This window comes from Paenibacillus xinjiangensis, from assembly GCF_059686975.1.
The window spans coordinates 166,553-186,668 of record NZ_JCAALS010000003.1; the positions used below are offsets into that span (position 1 = coordinate 166,553).

The 20,116-nt window shown below is 49.1% G+C and carries 16 protein-coding genes; 14 read left to right on the forward strand and 2 right to left on the reverse strand.

The window, feature by feature from the left end:
- Positions 1 to 46: 46 nt before the first annotated feature.
- Positions 47 to 1,210, forward strand: coding sequence for an iron-containing alcohol dehydrogenase (locus AC6ESP_RS04775; protein ID WP_497095537.1), 1,164 nt, complete (start codon positions 47 to 49; stop codon positions 1,208 to 1,210).
- A 51-nt stretch (positions 1,211 to 1,261) separates the two neighbouring features.
- Here the strand turns inward: AC6ESP_RS04775 and AC6ESP_RS04780 are convergent, their stop codons facing one another.
- Positions 1,262 to 1,882, reverse strand: coding sequence for a biotin transporter BioY (locus AC6ESP_RS04780; protein WP_497095538.1), 621 nt, complete (start codon positions 1,880 to 1,882; stop codon positions 1,262 to 1,264).
- A gap of 145 nt (positions 1,883 to 2,027) precedes the next feature.
- Here AC6ESP_RS04780 and AC6ESP_RS04785 point away from each other — a divergent pair, with 145 nt between their 5' ends.
- Positions 2,028 to 2,975 (forward strand): energy-coupling factor ABC transporter ATP-binding protein, encoded by a 948-nt coding sequence (locus AC6ESP_RS04785; RefSeq protein WP_497095539.1) that lies wholly within the window; start codon positions 2,028 to 2,030, stop codon positions 2,973 to 2,975.
- Positions 2,972 to 4,684, forward strand: a complete 1,713-nt coding sequence (locus AC6ESP_RS04790) for an ATP-binding cassette domain-containing protein (RefSeq protein ID WP_497095540.1) — start codon at positions 2,972 to 2,974, stop codon at positions 4,682 to 4,684. The genes AC6ESP_RS04785 and AC6ESP_RS04790 overlap by 4 nt, the downstream gene beginning before the upstream one ends.
- Here AC6ESP_RS04790 and AC6ESP_RS04795 read toward each other — a convergent pair.
- Entirely contained in the window at positions 4,666 to 5,868 is a 1,203-nt protein-coding gene (locus tag AC6ESP_RS04795) for an MFS transporter (protein ID WP_497095541.1), read from the reverse strand. The two genes, AC6ESP_RS04790 and AC6ESP_RS04795, sit on opposite strands and share 19 nt — an antisense overlap.
- Before the next feature lie 150 nt (positions 5,869 to 6,018).
- Here AC6ESP_RS04795 and lepB point away from each other — a divergent pair, with 150 nt between their 5' ends.
- The 11 genes from lepB to AC6ESP_RS04850 all read left to right on the forward strand — a co-directional run bounded on the left by lepB (position 6,019) and on the right by AC6ESP_RS04850 (position 20,115).
- Positions 6,019 to 6,558 carry a signal peptidase I gene (gene lepB / locus AC6ESP_RS04800; RefSeq protein WP_497095542.1) on the forward strand — a complete coding sequence of 180 codons (540 nt, stop codon included), beginning with the start codon at positions 6,019 to 6,021 and terminating at the stop codon, positions 6,556 to 6,558.
- Positions 6,559 to 6,858: 300 nt separating this feature from the next.
- Entirely contained in the window at positions 6,859 to 8,349 is a 1,491-nt protein-coding gene (locus AC6ESP_RS04805) for a sensor histidine kinase (RefSeq protein WP_497095543.1), read from the forward strand.
- A complete protein-coding gene (locus AC6ESP_RS04810; RefSeq protein WP_497095544.1) occupies positions 8,327 to 9,016 on the forward strand; it encodes a response regulator transcription factor in 690 nt (229 codons plus the stop codon). The genes AC6ESP_RS04805 and AC6ESP_RS04810 overlap by 23 nt, the downstream gene beginning before the upstream one ends.
- Positions 9,017 to 9,109: 93 nt before the next feature.
- A complete protein-coding gene (locus AC6ESP_RS04815; RefSeq protein ID WP_497095545.1) occupies positions 9,110 to 12,247 on the forward strand; it encodes an efflux RND transporter permease subunit in 3,138 nt (1,045 codons plus the stop codon).
- 142 nt (positions 12,248 to 12,389) lie between these two features.
- The gene (locus tag AC6ESP_RS04820; protein ID WP_497095546.1) at positions 12,390 to 13,214 is read left to right on the forward strand and encodes a VanW family protein; all 825 of its coding nucleotides are present in this window, start codon (positions 12,390 to 12,392) and stop codon (positions 13,212 to 13,214) included.
- 67 nt (positions 13,215 to 13,281) lie between these two features.
- A complete protein-coding gene (locus tag AC6ESP_RS04825; RefSeq protein ID WP_497095547.1) occupies positions 13,282 to 13,620 on the forward strand; it encodes a DUF3889 domain-containing protein in 339 nt (112 codons plus the stop codon).
- 98 nt (positions 13,621 to 13,718) lie between these two features.
- Positions 13,719 to 14,030, forward strand: a complete 312-nt coding sequence (locus AC6ESP_RS04830) for a YbjQ family protein (RefSeq protein ID WP_497095548.1) — start codon at positions 13,719 to 13,721, stop codon at positions 14,028 to 14,030.
- Positions 14,031 to 14,183: 153 nt separating this feature from the next.
- Entirely contained in the window at positions 14,184 to 16,553 is a 2,370-nt protein-coding gene (locus tag AC6ESP_RS04835; RefSeq protein ID WP_497095628.1) for a DUF8725 domain-containing protein, read from the forward strand.
- A gap of 44 nt (positions 16,554 to 16,597) precedes the next feature.
- Positions 16,598 to 17,530: an ABC transporter ATP-binding protein gene (locus AC6ESP_RS04840; RefSeq protein ID WP_497095629.1), complete on the forward strand. Its 933-nt coding sequence runs from the start codon at positions 16,598 to 16,600 to the stop codon at positions 17,528 to 17,530.
- Positions 17,527 to 18,441, forward strand: a complete 915-nt coding sequence (locus tag AC6ESP_RS04845; protein ID WP_497095549.1) for an ABC transporter permease — start codon at positions 17,527 to 17,529, stop codon at positions 18,439 to 18,441. The genes AC6ESP_RS04840 and AC6ESP_RS04845 overlap by 4 nt, the downstream gene beginning before the upstream one ends.
- A 366-nt stretch (positions 18,442 to 18,807) precedes the next feature.
- Positions 18,808 to 20,115: an acetylornithine deacetylase gene (locus AC6ESP_RS04850; RefSeq protein WP_497095550.1), complete on the forward strand. Its 1,308-nt coding sequence runs from the start codon at positions 18,808 to 18,810 to the stop codon at positions 20,113 to 20,115.
- Position 20,116: the final 1 nt, after the last annotated feature.

Sequence of the window (20,116 nt, forward strand, 5' to 3'; positions counted from 1 at the left end):
ATGACAAGCGCTTCTATTAACTTAAGCGGAAAAGAGGAGAACTTCAATGATCCCATTTACATTTTATAACCCTACTCGACTGTATTTCGGTGAAGGACAGCTGAATCAGCTGACAGCAGAAGCAAGACAATTGGGCCAAAAAGTTCTTCTGGTATATGGCGGCGGAAGTATTAAACGCAACGGTCTATATGAGCAAGTCATTGGCAAGCTTACAGAAGCGGGCTGTACGATAACGGAATTGAGTGGCGTGGAGCCGAATCCTCGAATATCCACAGTGCGACGCGGAGCTGAGCTATGCCATACTGAATCCATCGACTGGGTTCTTGCTGTTGGTGGAGGCAGTACGATCGATTGCGCCAAAGCGATTGCTGTTGCAGCGAAGTATGACGGTGATTTCTGGGATATTGTTGCGAAGAAAGCTGGGGCAACAGGCGCTTTGCCGCTGGGTACTGTACTTACACTTGCCGCAACGGGTTCAGAGATGAACGCTGGGTCGGTTATTACAAACGAAGAGACGCTTGAGAAGCATGGGTGGGGCAGTGTATATGCTTATCCTACATTCTCAGTATTGGATGCTGCTTTTACAGCAAGTGCGCCTAAGGATCATACGGTATATGGCATGGTTGATATGATGTCTCATGTATTCGAGCAATATTTCCATCACGATGCAGCTACTCCTGTGCAAGATGGGTTCTCCGAATCCATTATGCGTACAGTTGTAGCAACAGCTCCTAAGCTGGTGAATGATCTGACTAATCTGGAGCATCGTGAGACGATATTGTATTGCGGGACAATGGCGCTCAATGGCATCCTATCCATGGGTGTGCAAGGGGATTGGGCTAACCATGATATGGAGCATGCCGTATCAGCCGTGTATGATATCCCGCATGGCGGCGGTCTAGCGATTCTGTTCCCGAACTGGATGACCTATGTGCTTGAGGATAATGTGGAAAGGTTCCGTCAGTTCGCTGTGAACGTATTCGATGTAAGTGAAACAGGCAAGTCCGATATCGAGATTGCCCGTGAAGGTATTGCTAAGCTTCGCGAATTCTGGAATTCAATCGGTGCGCCATCGCGTCTGGCTGATTACGACATTGATGACAGCAGACTCGAAGAGATGGCTGAGAAAGTAACTGGAGAAGGAACGCGGGGGTATTTCCGCAAGCTGACGAAGGAAGATGTCATTGCGATCTACCGTATGTCTCTGTAATCTATATAACAAACAGCAGGCTGGAGCGATGCTCCAGCCTGCTGTTTGTCGTTATACGATTGTAGTTGGGGCAGAAGGAGCTTTGTCTGCTGTCTTCATTGACGATTGGATGCGGAGAATGTAAGGTTTGAGAGAGAGCGTTAATAATACGGCAATAGCAGATTTGATCGCATCGCCTGCAAGGAAGGGATAGCAGCCGTTAACCATTGCTTTGGTGAATGACCAGCCCGTTACATGCATGAGCCATGGAATACCAGGAACATAGGCGAAGAAGGAACCGAATAGCTCAAAAATAACGAACAAGACGATGATCGATAGGGTCCGGTTCTTGTGCAGCAGAGGGCTTAGCAAGGCGGTGCGTGTGGCAAAGCCAATGAGCAGAGCGCAGAATGGGAAGGCCCATATAAAGCCGCCTGTCGCTCCGGTTAGCGTAGCAAAGCCTCCCTGACCATTCAGAAGTGGCAGTCCAGTAGCCGTTAGTAAAATGACGATGAAGATCGCGAGGAAGCCATTGCGCGGACCTAGAAAGGCGCCTGCCAATGTAACAGCCAGAGTCTGCAGCGTGATGGGTACAGGAAGACCAATCTTGATCTGGATCGAGCTCATCACAATAAACAAAGCTGCGAATAAGGCGATAAATACGATACTGCGGATATTATTGCTGCGGGTCATGTTATTCATCTTCTCCTTTAAGTTTCATCTTGCAATTGCAATATGTATGTTAACCATTTATATTTAATATTGGTTAACAAATCGAATTTTAGCATAGCTTTTAGCTTTGGGGAAGAGGTTGGGTGAAATATTTTTGGGGAAATTAATGATTGAATTGATAGATTTGTCTGTGAAGCCGCAGGTATATGAGGATAGAACCGATTTACCTTATATGGTGAAGGATATACATATCCGTATCGAGGAAGGCGAATGGATTACGCTAATTGGCCGCAACGGAAGCGGGAAGAGTACACTCGCAAAGGTACTAGCGGGCTTCCATGTCGGAGAGGTCAGCGGAATTGTGGATAGAAGAACGGATGCCAAAAAGCGTGCGAATGAGGTTCCGATCGTCATGCAGCAGCCGGATGCATCCATGGTAGGAGCTACTCCGTGGGAAGACATTATTCTAATGCTGGAGCAGCATGAGGTAGAAAGCAGTCTTATTCCATCGCTTGCAGCGCATGCCCTAAACCGTACGGGGATGCTGGCAAGAGCGCATCAAGCAGTAGGTACGCTGTCTGGCGGCCAGAAGCAGTTGACAGCAATAGCAGGCTGCCTAGCAGTAGAAGCACCGATGCTTGTACTAGATGAGCCTACGGCGATGCTGGACCCGGAAGCCGCTATGGCCGTTCTGGAAATCGTGCGTAAGCTGCACCAATCGGGCGTCACCGTCATCTGGATTACTCAGAAGCTGGAGGAGCTATTGCCCAGTGATCGAGTTGTCGCTATGGAGCGGGGAGCTATCGTATATGATGGCGCTGCTGAGCTATTCTATGCTCGAAGGGAACATGGTGAGCAGATAGAAGAAACGTATATAAATGGACAGATTGAGCAAAGAGATGAGCTGCGTGTGAATGGACATGGTAAGCAAAGAAATGGACAGGTTGAACAGGGATATAGGGATATGAGGGGCAGCGCAAGTATATGTGAAAGACTTGGTCTGGAAGCCCCTTATGTGGTTCAGACTGCATGGGAGCTTGAACGCTTGGGCATGCGGTTCGAACAGCTTCCAATGACGCCGGAAATGCTCATTAAGGCGGTGCAGCCGGTATGAACGGGAATTGGCAGCTGGAAGGCGTTGAGGTTGCTGCATCCGGAGAGAAGAGTCGAAGGATACTGGAATCGACGGATTTGACGTTCAATGAGGGGAAGATCACACTGCTTCTGGGAAGCAATGGCTCTGGGAAGTCGACGCTGCTGGAGACGATGGCAGGTCTTCGTCCGTTAGCAAGCGGTCGAATTAGGCTAGGAGATCAAGCATTGTGGGTAAGCAGGAAAGGCCGGAGGAAGACGTTAGACCGTTCCGTTCTCATGCAGACTGGTATATCGCTTCAGCAGTCCGAGTCGCAGTGGTTCTCAGCGACAGTGAAGGATGAATTCTATTATTCGCTGAAGGCCTATAAGCTGGACAAAGCGGAGCAGGATCGCCGAATCATTGAGGCGATGGATGCTGTTGGGCTGCCAGAGGAGCTGCTGGCACGCGATCCTTGGACGCTCAGCGGCGGGCAGCAGCGCCGGCTGTCGCTGGGCTGCTTGCTAGCATGCCAGCCGCAATGGCTGCTGCTGGATGAACCATCGGCAGGGCTCGATGCCGATGGCATTCGCCGACTGTGCGCGGTGCTATCTGCGCTCAGGAAGGCGGGGCGCGGAGCGATCGTGGCAACGCACGATCTCGATGCGCTGCTGCCGCTCGCGGACGAGGTCGTCGTGCTCTCCGGCGGCTCGGTCCGCGAAGCGGCTCCCGCGGCAGCGTGGGCGCTGGCGCACGCACAGGGTGCCGCCGCGCCGCAGGCGCAGCGGGCGCTCGCGGAGCTGCGCGCCGCGGGCTATGCGCTGCCAGCGCCCGCGCATAGCGGCGGCGCTGGGGCGCCTTGGCCGCCGCCGCAGGCGCTCGCGGCGGCGCTCGCTGCTGCTGCGCAGCAGCAGCGGCCGGCCGTGCGCGAGCCGGCCGGCCCGGCGGCGCCGGCAGCTGCGCTGGCGCCGCAAGGCCCACCCGCGCGGCGCGAAGACATCGCCGCGCCGCCGCAGAACCGCCTCGCTACGCGGTTTGACCCGCGAGCGCTCATTATCGCGTACCTGCTGCTTGCATCCGCGGTACTGCTCCAAGGCAGCTGGGCGGGGCTTGCCGCCGCCGCTGCTATTACTGCAGCGGTATTATTCCCGCTGCGAGCACAAATAAGGCCCTGGATCAGAGCGATCCGGGCCTACATCATTATGCTTGCCGTCATCGCCTTCATCGCCGGCATTCAGCTCATGCCGCTCTTGTTCGAATGGGACAAGGCGATGACGACGATATTCCGCTTCAGCGGTCTCTTGCTGGCCATGCTCCTAGGCATGCCGCTGATCGCCCTGATGACGCCGCTGCGCGTGCAGCGGTCACTCGAGCAGACCTTCGGCTGGATGAGCCGCTTCGGCGTTCCTGTCACATCCTTCGCGCTGACAATAACCTTAATATTCCGCTTCATTCCACTGCTGGCGGGAGAGTGGGAGCGCTTCGCCAAGATCGCCCATGCGAGAGGCAAAGCCTCTACAGCAACAGGCTCCGTACCGTTATCGATGATTATGTCCGCCGTTATTCCTTACGTCCGGTCGATGTTAAGACTAGCGGAGCATATGGCCGATGCGCTCGAGGCGAGGGGAATTGGGCAAGCAGGCGTTAAGCCAACAAGAGGGTTCACGCTGAGGTTCAGTCTAACCGACGGTCTGATTGTCCTTGTTGCGGGGCTAGCCGCAGCTTTCCTCTATTATTTGGCCAACGTTTGATTCGTAGAAATGAGATGCTGCCTGCTGTCGCTTCTATGCCAGACAGAGCAGAGCGCTAGAGCGATAGCGCCTAAGGCACCGCCGAAGGCGAAGCCGCTATTCAGCCCCCAGCTATCATTCAGCCAGCCAGCAAGGAAGGGACCGGAGAACATGCCAACCGCATATACGGCTTGGTATAAGCCCATGGCAGTTGCCCTGCCTTGAATCTCCACGTCTCTAATGGCAAGACCCAGCAGGAGGGGAATATGAAGGCCTTGTGCGAACCCGTTAACGGCTTGTGTGGCTAGCAGGACTCCGAATGAGGACACGTAGCACAGGGCAACAGTACACAATGTGCTGAGCAGGAAGCCGATGCCGATCGTACCCCAATTGCCGTAGCGGGGTGCGAATAGGCGTGCGGTGAAATGAGAGGCAACGGCATGCGGCAGCATGAACGCGAGCACCAGCAAAGTCAGCTCAAAGCCGCTGGCTCCCAGCGCTTCTGCCTTAAGAGGTGTGAAGCCGAACATCGTAATGAATAGAATGCCATGCGCCAGCACAGATAGCAGTGATACTCGAAGCAGCAGCCGCGTCCGGAGAACATCCCTAATTCGGGCAAAAGAAATGCCGCTGCGTTCCTGTCCTGCTCCAGTCGATTCCTTTAGCAGCAATGAGAGCAGGAAGCCCGAGGCAGCAATAACAGCGCCCAGCACGAATGGTGCGGATGCTCCTAACGTTTCAACAGCCCAGCCGCTGATCAGCATGCCGAGCATTTGCCCAGTAACGATCATTACGCTTATATTGCCCATCGCCTTCGGTGCATCCTCAGCTTCAAAAAATTGCGCATACATCACCGTAAAAGCAACCCATGTCGATGCGCATATGCCTGCCATCGCCCTTCCTCCGAGCGGCCAGAACCAATGTCCTGGCATGAGGAAGAGAAGGCAGCTGATACAAGCGCTTACCATACCTATCATAATAAAAAGCTTCCGTTTGCCGAGGCGATCGGACAGCATGCCGATGGGGAAGCGAATTAGCATTTGTACGAAGCCGTAGCTGCCGAGCACGATTCCTATAAGCTGCAAAGACAGTCCGCTCGCGCTCAAGTGCTGCGGCAGAATCGGCACATATACATACATGGAAACCCAGAACATAATTGTGATCCATACAAATAACATTCGCTGAAGATGAGATCTTGCCGTCATGTATAAGCCCCCTTTCCAATATACTTTATACAACGTATTCCACCGTGTCACTCCTTAATTGATAAGCGGAAGAAACCTTTTACAGGCTCGACACGTATATAGGGATGGAATTGTTAAAGATTTCTATTTCAGTGCTAGGGGTGCTGCTTGTTGAGCGGACAAAATTCCAGGCCAAGAACATGGAAGAAGGAACTGCGCGAATGGGTATTATCCCTGCTAACTGCCATCATCATTGCGATGCTGTTCCAGAATTACGTGTACGCACAATCTGAAGTTCAGAACATCTCGATGCAAAATACGCTTGTTGCTGGACAAAGGCTGATCGAGGACAAATGGTCGTATCGCTTCACTCAGCCAGAGCATGGAGATGTTGTCATTATTAATGGACCGGAAAGTGCAGTCAGGCTGGTGAAACGAGTCATCGGCGTGCCGGGTGATGTCATTGATGTGCGAGAGGGAGATGTTTATCTGAACGATCAGCTCCTGATTGAGCCTTATGCCAAAGGTGATACCTACTCGTCAGGGACAGCATTCCCGCTTACTGTGCAAGAAGGACAGCTGTTCGTGATGGGAGACAATCGCGAGCATAGTCAGGATAGCCGGGCTTTAGGGCCGATTTCCATGAAAAGCATCGAAGGCAAGGTTGTATTCCGCATCTGGCCACTTACGAAGATTGGAACCATACATTAATCTTACTTACATACAAGAGTACGGAAATGCCGTGTACAATAATGAAATGTGCTATGGGAATAAATCATTTGCTTGCCGCTTCGCCAAGCTTATCAGGCTGGAGCTGCAAATCGTTCAACGGCCGGCCGCCCTATGGCCGGCTTTTTTTATAAGGAATAGAGGTTCCGCGAACACAATAGTAAATTTAAGACTTTTTGCATCTGTTAATATATTTGTAAGAATTGGTTTAATCTCCGTTTATATTTACCGTTTATGATAAAACCTAGAGTAAATGAATTATAGGATTAAGGCGTGATGCTGTTGTCCATTAGAAGAAAGCTGTATTTATCTTTTCTTACGATGGTAGTCGTCCCTTTCATTGCGATAAGTGCACTTATGCTCCTCATTATTCATTCAGTGGGTACAGAGGATGTAAGAAAGTATTTCGATGAGGAAGGCAACATCGGGTATCGTCAGGCTTTTGTCGCTGGGGGATTAGATTATGTGCTTCACAACGATCCAGCACAAATCGAGCAGCCTGAGTATCTGGAGAAGATTGAAACGGAAATGTCCAAGGCGAATGCAGGCTTTGTTTTGATCAAGAATGGTCAGATTCAGGTAGTTTCCTCCTATCTGGAGCACATTTCGAATGATGAGGATTGGCTTGAGATGTTGGGAACAGCGCCTACAAAGGTAACTTATAACCAGTATAGGTTCCAGACGAATGTGATGGTGTTCAAGTATGCTGACGGGACCGAGGGCCAAGCGCTGCTGCTTCTCCGTATAGATGTTATACCAGTGTATTGGAAGCCCATATTCCTGCTAGGTGTGCTGGTTATCATTGGCTTAACGAGTCTACTGCTGTCCTACTTCGTTTCTAGAAGTATTATTTCTCCTATACAATCGTTGAAGAAAGCGGCTTTGTATATGAAGGAAGGCGATTTGACACATCCCGTCAAGGTCAAGGCGACAGGGGAGCTGAGCCAATTAAGTGTCGCTTTTGAAGAGATGAGGGTCAGGCTGAAGCAGTCCATTGATCAGAGCTTGCAGTATGAAGACAATCGCAAAATGCTGCTGTCCCACATCTCTCATGACTTGAAAACACCGATCTCCGCGATCAAAGGCTATGTAGAAGGCATTATTGACGGTATTGCCAATACAGAAGAAAAGCGGGAGAGGTATATGAGTACGATTTATCGCAAGGCAACGGATATGGACAGATTAATCGATGAACTGTTCTTATTCTCCAAGCTGGATTTGCATAAAGTGGCATTTGACTTCAAGGTCATTGACTTGCGAAGATACGTGCATCATTTCATGGAGGAACAGATATTTGAGATGGAAAAAGAGGGGATCACCTTGGTGATTCCGGAGTGGGAGGCTTCTCAGACACCTTTGCTTGTTGCTGCGGATTCCGAGAAGATAAGCAGGGTGTTGACGAATATTTTGAACAATAGTGTCAAGTATATGGGCCAACATCGCAGTAGCGAAGGCAACAAGATCACCATCACGATAGCCGAGCAGAAGCAACAAGCCATTGTCATCTTAGAGGATACTGGACCCGGTATTGAAGAGGTTGACCTGCCGTATATATTCGATGGATTCTACAGAGCAGAGCAGTCTCGGAATTCCGAAACAGGAGGCAGCGGCTTAGGCCTAGCTATTGTGAAGCAAATAATAGAAGGGCACGGCGGCCGAGTGTGGGCAGAGAACCGGGGAACGATTGGACTGAGATTCTTCCTTACATTACCGGTATCGGTTCCAGTGCCGTCAAAGATGGTGAGTGAGCATGAAGAAGATATTCATAATTGAAGATGAACGAGCTATTGCAGAGCTAGAACGTGATTATCTCGAGAGTCACGGCTTCTCAGTTCAGATTGAAGGGAGGGGAGACATCGGTCTTCAGAAAGCGCTGGAAGAACCATTTGACCTTATTATTCTAGATTTGATGCTGCCACGAATGGATGGATTCGAGATATGCCGGCAAATCAGACAAGTGAAGGACATTCCTATTCTCATGGTAACAGCCAAGAAGGAAGATATTGATAAGATTAGGGGACTGGGACTTGGAGCAGATGATTATATGACCAAGCCCTTTAGTCCAAGTGAGCTAGTCGCGAGAGTCAAGGCTCACTTGTCCCGTTATGATAGATTGACCGGTGATAAAGACAAACACCAGGATCAAGTTCATATTCGTGGTCTGATCATAGACAAGCCTTCCCGGCGGGTCACCATTAATGAGCAGGAGGCGATGCTAACAGCGAAGGAATTCGATGTGCTGCTGCTGCTCGCATCTCATCCCAATCGAGTGTTTGAGAAGGAAGAGCTGTTCGAGCGTGTCTGGGGCTACGACTCCGTTGGCGATATCGCTACCGTTACCGTCCATATTCGAAGGCTTCGGGAGAAGATTGAGCATGACCCTTCCAACCCTCAGTACATTGAGACAATATGGGGCGTAGGCTACAGATTTAAAGTGTAAAAAAAGGCTTAAAAAGTGGTTTTGCTGAGCAAAACCTTATAGAGAATGCTTACGATGCTGGTTTTGCTACGCAAAACCTTAAGGAGTGGAACAATGAAAAGTATTATAAAGTTTTCTTTGAATAACAAATTTGCTCTATGGATACTTACGCTTCTCGTTTTATTTGCGGGTCTTTATTCCGGCTTGAACATGAAAATGGAAACATTGCCTGACATTACGGTACCAATTGTAAGTGTAACGACGGTTTATCCAGGTGCTGCGCCTGAAGAGGTGATGGAGAAGGTGTCGAAGCCTATCGAGCAGCGGACACGTAACCTCAATGGCGTGAATTCCGTTACTTCAACCTCTTACGAGAATGCTTCATCCATCGTTATTGAATATAGCTATGAGACAGATATGGAGGCTGCAGCTGCAGAAGTGAAGGAGATTCTGTCCGATCTGTCCCTGCCAGAAGGCGTGCAGGACCCTTCCGTATCACGAATCAGCTTGAACGCTTTCCCAGTCATGTCGCTTAGTGTATCCAACGACAATCTGGACCTCGAGCAGTTAACGAAAGAAGTTGAAATGAATATTCTTCCTATGTTCGAAGGAGTAGAGGGTGTAGCCAGCGTTCAGATTTCGGGGCAGAATGTGAAGGAAGCACAGCTTACTTTCAATCCGGAAGAAATGGCTAAATACGGGCTTACTGAAGATACGGTCAAAGGTATTATTCAGGGTTCAGCTCTAAACGTTCCACTTGGAGTATTTGAATTCGGCGATTCCGAGAAGACACTTCTCGTTGACGGAAACATAACAACCGAAGAAGATTTGAACAACATTGAAATCCCTTATACTCCCGTAGGTGTAGGTGCAGGTGCAGGTGCAGGTGCAGGTGCAGCGGGTCAGCAAGCTGCAGGCGGAGCAGCAGCACCTAGTGCTGGTGTAGGCGCCAATATTGGGCTTCCTACGGTTAAGCTTAGTGAAGTAGCAAGTCTTGAAGTCATCGGCAAAGCCGATTCCGTATCCCGTACGAATGGTAAAGATTCCATTGGTATTTCGATCGTAAAAGCAGCTGATGCGAATACGGTTGACGTGGTTAATTCCGTGAAGGATGAGATGAAGCAGCTGGAGGAGGACAACGATGGACTTAGCATCGTAACGACTCTGGACCAAGGTAAACCCATTGAAGAATCGGTAGAAACGATGATTAGCAAAGCGGTTATCGGTGCTATCTTCGCCGTATTCATTATCTTAATCTTCCTGCGCAATATTCGTTCCACAATTATTGCTGTCGTATCGATTCCGCTCTCAATCTTGATGGCACTGCTTGCCTTAAGTCAATTCGATGTAACGCTGAACGTTATGACACTAGGGGCCATGACAGTTGCGATCGGTCGGGTAATTGATGACTCGATTGTCGTTATCGAGAATATATACAGACGTATGGCGCTTCCGGGCGAGAAGCTCAAAGGCAAAGAGCTGATGCTGGATGCAACACGCGAGATGTTCGTTCCGATTCTGGCATCTACCATCGTTACGATTGCTGTATTCTTGCCGCTTGGTCTTGTATCAGGTATGATCGGGGAAATCTTCCTGCCGTTCGCATTGACGATTGTCTTCGCACTGCTTGCATCACTTCTTGTTGCGATTACAGTCGTACCAATGCTTGCGCACATGATGTTCCGTAACGGGATCAAAGCTGGCAAACAGCATGAAGAGAAGCCAAGCAGATTGGCGAAATGGTACCAAGGCGTGCTTAATTGGTCATTGGGCCATAAAGCAGTTGCCCTAGGCATCTCTGTTGTTCTGCTCGTAGGAAGCTTATTCCTAGTACCGGTTATTGGTGTCAGCTTCATCGACAGCGGTGAAGAGAAGTCTATGATTGTTACTTATAACCCTACTCCAGGCGAGACTTTGGAGCAGGTAGAAGCAATGGCACTGGAAGCAGAGAAAGCAGTTATGTCTCGTGAAGGTATAAGCATTGTTCAATATTCAGTTGGCGGTTCCAATCCAATGAGCCCCGGAGCTTCTAAGCAAGCGTTGTTCAATATCGTCTATGAAGAGGATTACAAAGGCTTCACAGAAGAGAAGGATAAGGTTGTTGAAACCCTGCAAGGACTTGGTGGTACTGGTGAATGGAAGCAGCAGGACTTCACAGGCGGAGGCTTGGGCGGATCAGGAGTATCTCTGCTCGTCTACGGCCCTGATATGCAAGCTCTTCAGCCAGTAGTAGAGGATCTTAAAAACAGATTGGTAGAGAACAAAAACCTATCTAACGTAGATACAAGCTTATCTACTACGTATGAGCAATACAAAATCGTTGCTGATCAAGAGAAGCTCAGCAAGCTGGGACTTACAGCCGGACAGGTTGCGATGGCACTGAGCCCCGTTCGCGAGAATCCTGTGTTAACGACGATTGAGAAAGATGGCGAAGAGCTTAATGTGTACGTGAAGGTAGAACAGACCACATACACAACCAAAGCGGATCTGGAGAATGTGAAGCTCATGTCTCCACTTGGCGCTGAAGTATCACTGAAGGATGTAGTTACGATTGAAGAAGGAGAATCCCCGAATACGATCACGAGAAATAATGACCGTATCTATGCGGAGGTTTCCGCTGATGTAACATCCTCCGATGTAGGAACCGTATCTGCGGACCTGCAGACGATGATCGATGGAATGGATCTTCCCGCAGGTATCTCGATTGATATGGGCGGCGTAACAGAGCAAATTAATGAGTCCTTCACACAGCTTGGATTAGCGATACTTGCAGCTATTGCAGTTGTATATCTAGTACTTGTTATTACATTCGGTGGAGCATGGACACCATTCGCAATTCTGTTCTCACTTCCGTTCACCATTATCGGAGCGCTAGTAGGCCTATGGATCGCAGGCGAGACGATAAGTGTGACTGCATTGATCGGAGCATTGATGCTGATAGGTATCGTGGTTACGAATGCGATCGTATTGGTCGACAGGGTTATTCACAAAGAGAGAGAAGGTCTCTCTGTACGTGAGGCGCTTCTTGAAGCAGCCGGAACAAGGCTTCGTCCAATTCTGATGACGGCAATTGCAACTGTCGGCGCACTTCTGCCGCTTGCACTTGGCTTCGAGTCAGGTGGACTAATCTCCAAAGGTATGGCGATTACCGTAATTGGCGGTCTGATCAGCTCGACGCTGCTGACGCTTATTATTGTTCCAGTCGTCTATGAGTTCTTGAATCGCAAGAAAAAGCCTCGTGTTGCTGAATAACACAAGGATATAGAAGAATGGGTGGAGCAAGTGGTGCAAACCATTAGTTCCACCCTTTTTTTGTCGTTAGGAAGGCTAGCAACATTGCGCGGATCGGAATCGTTATTGTATTCAGAAGGATGATAAAAGGGAGGTTATGTGTATGGGAATGCTGCAGCAACGTCCGATTAAACGATCAAGAGCTAGATTGACGGTGGGCAGATGGTGGTTTAAGACTAAAAGGTATGTCCAATGGATATCAGCAAATAAACGTATGGCGAAGGCAAAATCTGAAGAATTGCTTCCGCATACAGCCTTCCAGCACAGTACGCCTTTACTGAGACAGCTGCGCAATGTAGACATGTGGCTGCAGACGAATAAAATAGTTAATTTGCGTATTGCTGCAAGTCAATTAGATGGCCTGCTGCTTCAGCCTGGAGAGACGTTCTCTTATTGGCAAACAATCGGTAAGCCGACACGGGGAAAGGGCTATGTAGATGGCATGGTGCTGTTCTATGGCGCTTACAAGACTGGAGTCGGAGGAGGGTTATGTCAGATGTCTAATCTGATTTATTGGATGACGCTGCACACGCCGCTAGTTGTGACTGAGCGTCATCGCCACAGCTACGATGTTTTTCCCGATTCAGGCCGCACTCAGCCATTCGGGAGCGGGGCTACCTGTGCGTATAATTATCTGGATCTGCAAATTCACAATTCAACCACAGCAACCTATCAACTGTCGATCCAATTGACAGATGAGCACCTGGTAGGCCAGTGGCGCTGTTCCCATCCTCCTCTACATCAATATGAGGTGTACGAGAAGGATCATCGAATAACCTTGGGGCACTGGGGAGGCTATGTGCGCAATAATACGATACATAGACGCAAGCTGAATTCCGCTAGAGAATGTGTGATGGATGAATACATAACCAGCAACGAGGCGTTGATGATGTATTCTCCACTGCTGAAACCTGTAGGCAATGAATAATGAATAGCTATTGCATCATGAGGCCAACCTATTGGTAATGACTGATAGGAAGGTGGCGTATGTAGGGATGCGCATAGGAATAATAGGGATGGTATTAACAGCTTTAATCGTATTCGGAAGCCTGACAGGCTTTCATACAGCTCAAGCTGCTCAAGCGCAGGAGCCGGCCTATGCCAAATATGGCAAGCTGGCTATGCAGGAGACTGCTAAGAAATATAAAGCGGATATTGTGGATTACAAATACGAGGGTCATTTTCCGCAAAAGGGTCACGTCGTAGAGGAGCGCTTTGTGCTATGGCTTCGCGAGGGCAAGGAGCAGTTCGGGGTGAGGGTATCTATTCAAGTTGATCAGAGCTCTGATCAGGTTCAGCGGATACAATTCGATAAGCTCGGAGGCAAACGCTGACGGTTCCAAATAAAATGAAACATAGAAGCGAATCAAAGCGTACTACCTGTTAATACCAAATTATTGTTTCTGCTTAAGAAGCGAGGGGGAGCTCTTATATGTTAATTACGACTACACCAACCATTGAAGGACGTCCAATTATGGATTACGTAGGAATCGTGACAGGGGAAGCGATAATGGGAGCGAACGTCGTTCGTGATTTCTTCGCATCCATCACTGATATTGTCGGAGGTCGCTCAGGCGCCTATGAGAGCAAGCTGAAGGAAGCGCGCGACGTTGCATTTGAGGAGATGAAGCAGCAGGCGTCTAGAATTGGCGCAAACGCAGTTGTTGCAATAGATATTGATTATGAAGTGATTCGTGATGGCATGCTGATGGTAGCGGTAAGCGGTACGGCTGTTCGTATATAAAATAAATCAAATAGAGCGGATTGCCTTGGAGCTCATTCCAATGCAATCCGTTTTTTTGATGGTTGCAACATAATTCGCAACCTTTCTATTGGAATATCCGTTAAAATAAGGATAAGTATATCAGATAGAGAGGGGCTAGAAGTGGTGAGCCGAATGCTGTTGAATATGAAGCGTGTAGTCGTATTAATGTTATTGTCCGGCTTAGTTGGAGCTCTGATCTTCAGTGACGGGACAGCTCAAGCAGATACCAAGCAGGGGATAGAGCTGCAGACGAGCGTTGGCTACCAAGGAACGGTGAAGGAAGGCGAATGGACTCCAGTCCGATTGACGCTAACGAACACGACGAACGAGGATCTGATAGGGGAAGCCTTCTTATCGGTGGTATCGTCTTATGGCGGACATACGACGGATTATGTCGTTCCAGCGGAGCTGCCAAAAGGGACAGCTGTTGAATTGACGATAGCCATTCCAGGTGTTCCATTGAACAAGAATAACAATCGAATTGGCTTCTACAAGGGCACGTTCAAAGATGGCGAGCTGATCGATATCGTGAAGGGAAGCTCCTATATTGACAATGCAACAACGACTCAGAGCTATACGATTGGCGTCGTTGCCAGTGATCCTGATACATTGAATTTCATGCCAGCGCTTAATTTGCGCGGCTATAATCTTACTGTGGTTCCTGTTAAGCCAGAGATGCTGCCGAATGAAGCAGAATTGCTGGATAGTTTCAATGCGTTGGTTATTAATGATATAGCTACTTCGGATTGGAGCGAGCAGCGCGTAGATGCGATTGGGAATTGGGTTCGAAAAGGAGGTACGCTACTGCTGTCAGGCGGTGCAGGCTATAGCAAGACTGCAGCGGCCTTCGAAGGGATAGCTCCAGTCAAGGCTAACGGCACAGCAAGCATTGCAAATGCTGAAGAGCTTGAGGCTGTCGGAGGTGTTTCTCTGGAGACACAACAGCCTATCACCGTTTCTACAGGAAGTGTTGTAGAAGGAAGTACGGGATTGTCGGCAGACAATGTTCCGCTTACCGTGACTCGTCAGATTGGTCTCGGGAACGTTGTATATGTTGCATTCGATCCTTCCTTAGAACCATTTGCTTCATGGAAAGGAAGCGAAGCGATATTCGCACGGCTGCTGCAGAATAGCTTGATTCCGCTGCAGCCAGGATTAATCTTGAATGCTGATACATCATTCTGGAACATGGATTATCTGGTCGATAGATTTCCATCCATTAAACCGCCTAATTTCACTTTATTATTAGTGATATTCATCTGTTATATGGTGGTCGCAGCGCCAATTCTCTATTTGGTCCTGCGCAAAACCGATCGCAGGGAATGGACATGGTGGCTCGTACCCGTATTGTCTATCGTGACAGGAATTGCGATCTTTTATTTCGGGGCGGCAGATAAAAGGACCGTATCTACACATACCCTGCAGACCGTTGAGCTCTCCTCACAAGGCGGCGGCTTCAAAACAGGTGCATTCGCTATATTCGTACCGAATGGAGGTACATTGAAAGCGCAATTCGAGGATAGGATGCCCTTGAAAACCTATGCAACGGATGGCGGCAGCGGTGCGGTTAATCTTGATGGCAGCAATCAAGTCATATCGGACAATGACAAATCGACTATACAATGGCGTTCTGTTCCTTATTGGTCTACTCGCAAAGCGTGGTTCGATGATGTGCCAGTTCCACAGGATACTGGGAGCTTTGAAGTGGTGTATAACAACAGCAGTGATGGCAAGATTGAGCTGTCCGTCACCAATGCAACGAATACAGATATGACAAGCGTTGCTGTATTAATGAACGGTAACGCTTATCGGCTCAATGATCTGAAGCAAGGTGAGAGCGATTCGGTATCCGTACCTGTGAATCAGCAGAGTACAGGCTACTATTCCTACTCAAGCTCGCTATTTCCCAACTTCCAGGGCGGGAATAATGAGGATTACAGCAGACACAGTGGATTGCTGGACGCTTATACGAACAAAGACAATGGGCTCACGATGCAGCGAGCACCCCTTGTCGTAGGCTTCAGTACAGATCATGCATCCTTGTTCCAAGTGAACGGTGATGAGGTAAGGGCAGACAACTTAACGATGTGGATACAGCGGCTTGGCGCCATGTATTCAGAGAATGATAACGATTATGCGATAGCTCCAGGACTCGTTAAACCTGTCGTTAAGGAAAATACGATGCAGAATTTGAATTATTATGGCGATAGTACAATGAATGTACAGCAAGGTGAGCTCATCTTTGAGTACGTGCTGCCTAACGACAAACAGATTGAGTATGAGACATTGAATATTTTCTATGATAGCAACTATAACAATAGCAATTATTCATGGTTCATTCGAAGTGCTGTCAGCGGTGATTGGGTGCAGGCTACGGACAAGCTCGAACAGGCTAATCAATATGTGAAAAGTACCCATACGATCGAAATGAAGCTGGTATCCACAATGGATGGAGATATCAGGCTGCCTCAGATCGCGCTGGAAGGAAAGGTGAAGCCCTAATGAGCACGTTGATCGCTGAAGAGACCGTTCCTCAAGAGGTCCCTATGATTGAAATTAAAGGATTGACGAAGACATTCGGTACCTTCCATGCTCTGAAGTCTATCGATCTGACGATTCCGAAAGGAACGGTGTTCGGCTTCGTCGGTCCTAATGGAGCGGGGAAGTCAACTACGATGTCGATATTAGCAACACTTATGGCTCCAACCTCCGGTTATGCGAAGGTAGATGGCTTCGATGTTACGCAATTTCCGGCTGAGGTGCGCAAAAGAATCGGTTACATGCCCGATTTCTTCGGGGTCTATGATCAATTCAAGACGATCGAATATATGCATTTCTACGGTGCGAGCTACGGAATATCCAAGCAAGAGCGTGAGCAGCTTATTCCTCAGCTGCTGGAGCTCGTTAATTTGAGTGACAAGCGTGATGCCTACGTGGATACGTTGTCGCGGGGAATGAAGCAGCGTCTCTGTCTGGCCAGATGTCTCGTCCATGATCCGGAGCTGCTTATTCTGGATGAGCCTGCATCCGGCCTCGATCCGCGTGCCCGAATCGAGATGCGCGAAATATTGCGAGAGCTTAAGGCAATGGGGAAGACCATCATCATCTCCTCTCACATTCTGCCTGAGCTGGCGGAGATGGTTGACGAGATTGGCGTCATTGAACATGGTCAAATGATAGCGCAGGGCAATGTAGCGGATATTCAGAGCAGAATGAGAGTGAAGCGGATTTTGTATGTGAGGCTATTGGAGCGCGAGGATGAGGTAGAGCAATTCCTGCAGGATCATCCCTATGTGAATCGAATCATGCGTGATGAGCATGGGATTCATATTCATTTTGGCGGGCAGGACGAGGAGCAGGCAGAGCTTCTGCAGCAGCTGTTAGCGGCAGGCTTCAAGCTGATCTCCTTCAGTGAAGCTCAGACCAATCTAGAGGATGTCTTCTTGGAAATTACGAAAGGAGGCGACGGACTCGCATGAGAAACACTGCGGAGGCAAGAGGAATCGGCAGTTGGAAGAACAAGCTGATTAATCCAGTACTGGATAAGGAATTCAGGCTTCGGATGCGGACACCACGTTCCATGTGGACGTTATTCTTTTATTTATTTGCGATTGGTCTGCTGGCTCTCTGCTCTATCTATCTGACACAAGTCATTTCGGGAAACGCACAGGCTTTCAATCCTGACCAGAGCCGGATTCTATTCTATTTCTTGAGCTTTGCCCAGCTTGGCCTTATTTCCTTCATGGCTCCCGGCTTAACAGCTGGCGTTATTAGCGGGGAGAGGGAGAAGCAGACCTTGAATTTGCTGCTAACGACTCAGCAGAGCTCAACTACCATTATTATTAGCAAGCTGGTCTCATCGCTTGGGTTCATGGTATTGATCGTTATTAGCACCATACCGGTATACAGCATGGTGTTCTTGTATGGAGGTATATCACCTAAGCAGCTGCTGCTCGTCTTTTTGTTCTATCTATTCATGATGATTGTGCTAGGGTCCTTCGGTATATTGTTCTCCACGCTGCTGAAGCGTACGATGATCTCTGTAATCGTTACGTATGGCGTTACGCTGTTTTTATTCGTAGGTACAGTGCTTATCTTCTATGTTGTGTATGCCATTATGGACAATAATATGACGTCAACGTCGAATAGCTCTTATGGCTGGGTAGGTCATATTCTGGCATGGAACCCAGCAGTAGCGTTATACAGCATTCTAGATCCTTCTGTTACAAATGAATTGTATAATCTTGGGGTATACAACGGTGGTAATACACCGAAGGAGCCATGGCTGAAGCTGTGGCAGGAATTCATGATTATATATGGACTGTTGGCAATTGGAGCGACTTGGTTAAGTATTAGTCGACTTCGTCCTCGTTTGAAACGCGGCAAATAGTGCAATGGATGGCTGGGATGAAGCAATGAAGATGAATGAGGCAGCGGCTCAAGATAATTGTCAATGTCGCACTCATCTTCACCGGCATCTCATTGATAGACTGCTGTGAACGAATGTTCCATCTATACTTCACTCCAGAATCATGTTGCCAATTCCATAGGCTTACGCTATAGTTAATTTTAACTTTATATGGAGTACGGGTGCTGGATGTAGTCCGGCTGAGATAGGGGCCTTTTGTCCCTGACCGTTAATCTGAACCAGGTAATGCTGGCGTAGAGAACGTATCGAATCGTAACCATTCGTGTATTCTCGAATGGTTTTTTCTATTGTCTGCACCTGTGTTTCCATAATTAGGAGGAAACCGAGATGACGCAAGATGCGCGGATAACGAAGCTGCAGCAGGAGGCTGATGAGCGGCAGGGGGAGCTGGTCGACCTGCTTCATCAGCTGGTCTCTTACCCGACTGTCAGTCCACCAGCTCGCAATACTCTGGAGGCGCAGCGCTTCACCCAGGAGCTGCTGAAGGCTAATGGCTTCGAGACAGAGCTGTGGGAGGTTTACCCTGGCGATCCGAACGTAACAGGCATGAAGCTGGGTACACAGAGAGATTCCTATCGGAGCTTGCTGCTCAATGGGCATATAGATGTTGCCGAGGTGGGCGATGACTCCCAGTGGCAGTACGATCCTTTTAAGCTAACGCTTGAGAATGGTCGATTGTATGGCCGGGGAACGGCGGATATGAAAGGTGGACTCGCGGCTGTACTCTTCGCAATTAAGCTGCTCACTGAAGCAGGCGTTGAGCTGAAGGGTGATCTGCTGTTCCAATCCGTTATTGGCGAGGAAGCCGGCGAGGCGGGAACTAGAGCTTGTACAGAGAGAGGCTGCATGGCCGACTTCGCAATCGTCGCAGATACAAGCCATTCAGAGATTCAAGGACAAGGTGGAGTTATAACAGGCTGGGTAACGGTACAGAGCCCTGTCACTTATCATGATGGTCTCAGATCCCGGATGATTCATGCTGGCGGCGGCATTAAGGGAGCAAGCGCAATTGAGAAGATGGTTAAGCTCATCGAAGGACTGCAGGTGCTGGAACGTCATTGGGCAGTAACGAAGTGCTATCCGGGATTTCCCGCGGGCTCGAACACCATTAACCCAGCAGTCATTGAGGGAGGGCGGCATGCGGCATTTGTCGCCGACCAATGCGCGCTGTGGATTACCGTTCACTTTTATCCTGATGAGGATTATGAATCGGTCGCTGCCGAAATCGAGAGCCATTTGCTCAAGGTTGCCGAGGCTGATCCATGGCTGCGTGAGCACCCGCCTACCTTCCGCTGGGGTGGTCGTTCAATGCTGGAGGAACGCGGTGAGATCTTCCCTTCTCTTACAATCGATGAGAATGGAGATGGACTGAGGTCGCTTGCTGCCGCTCATGCGGGTCAGCACGGCGCAGCGCCGGCAGTGGGGATGAGCGCTACGGTGACCGATGCTGGTTGGCTGGGCAGAGCTGGAATACCTACTGTTATCTATGGACCGGGAGAGCTTCACAACGCTCATGCAGTAGATGAAAGCATCGAGCTGCGTGAGCTTGTTGATTACGTGAAGGTAATGATTGCCTTTATTGCTGATTGGTGCAATCAGCCCAAGACCAAGAAGGAGAGAGGGAGCAGCACATGAG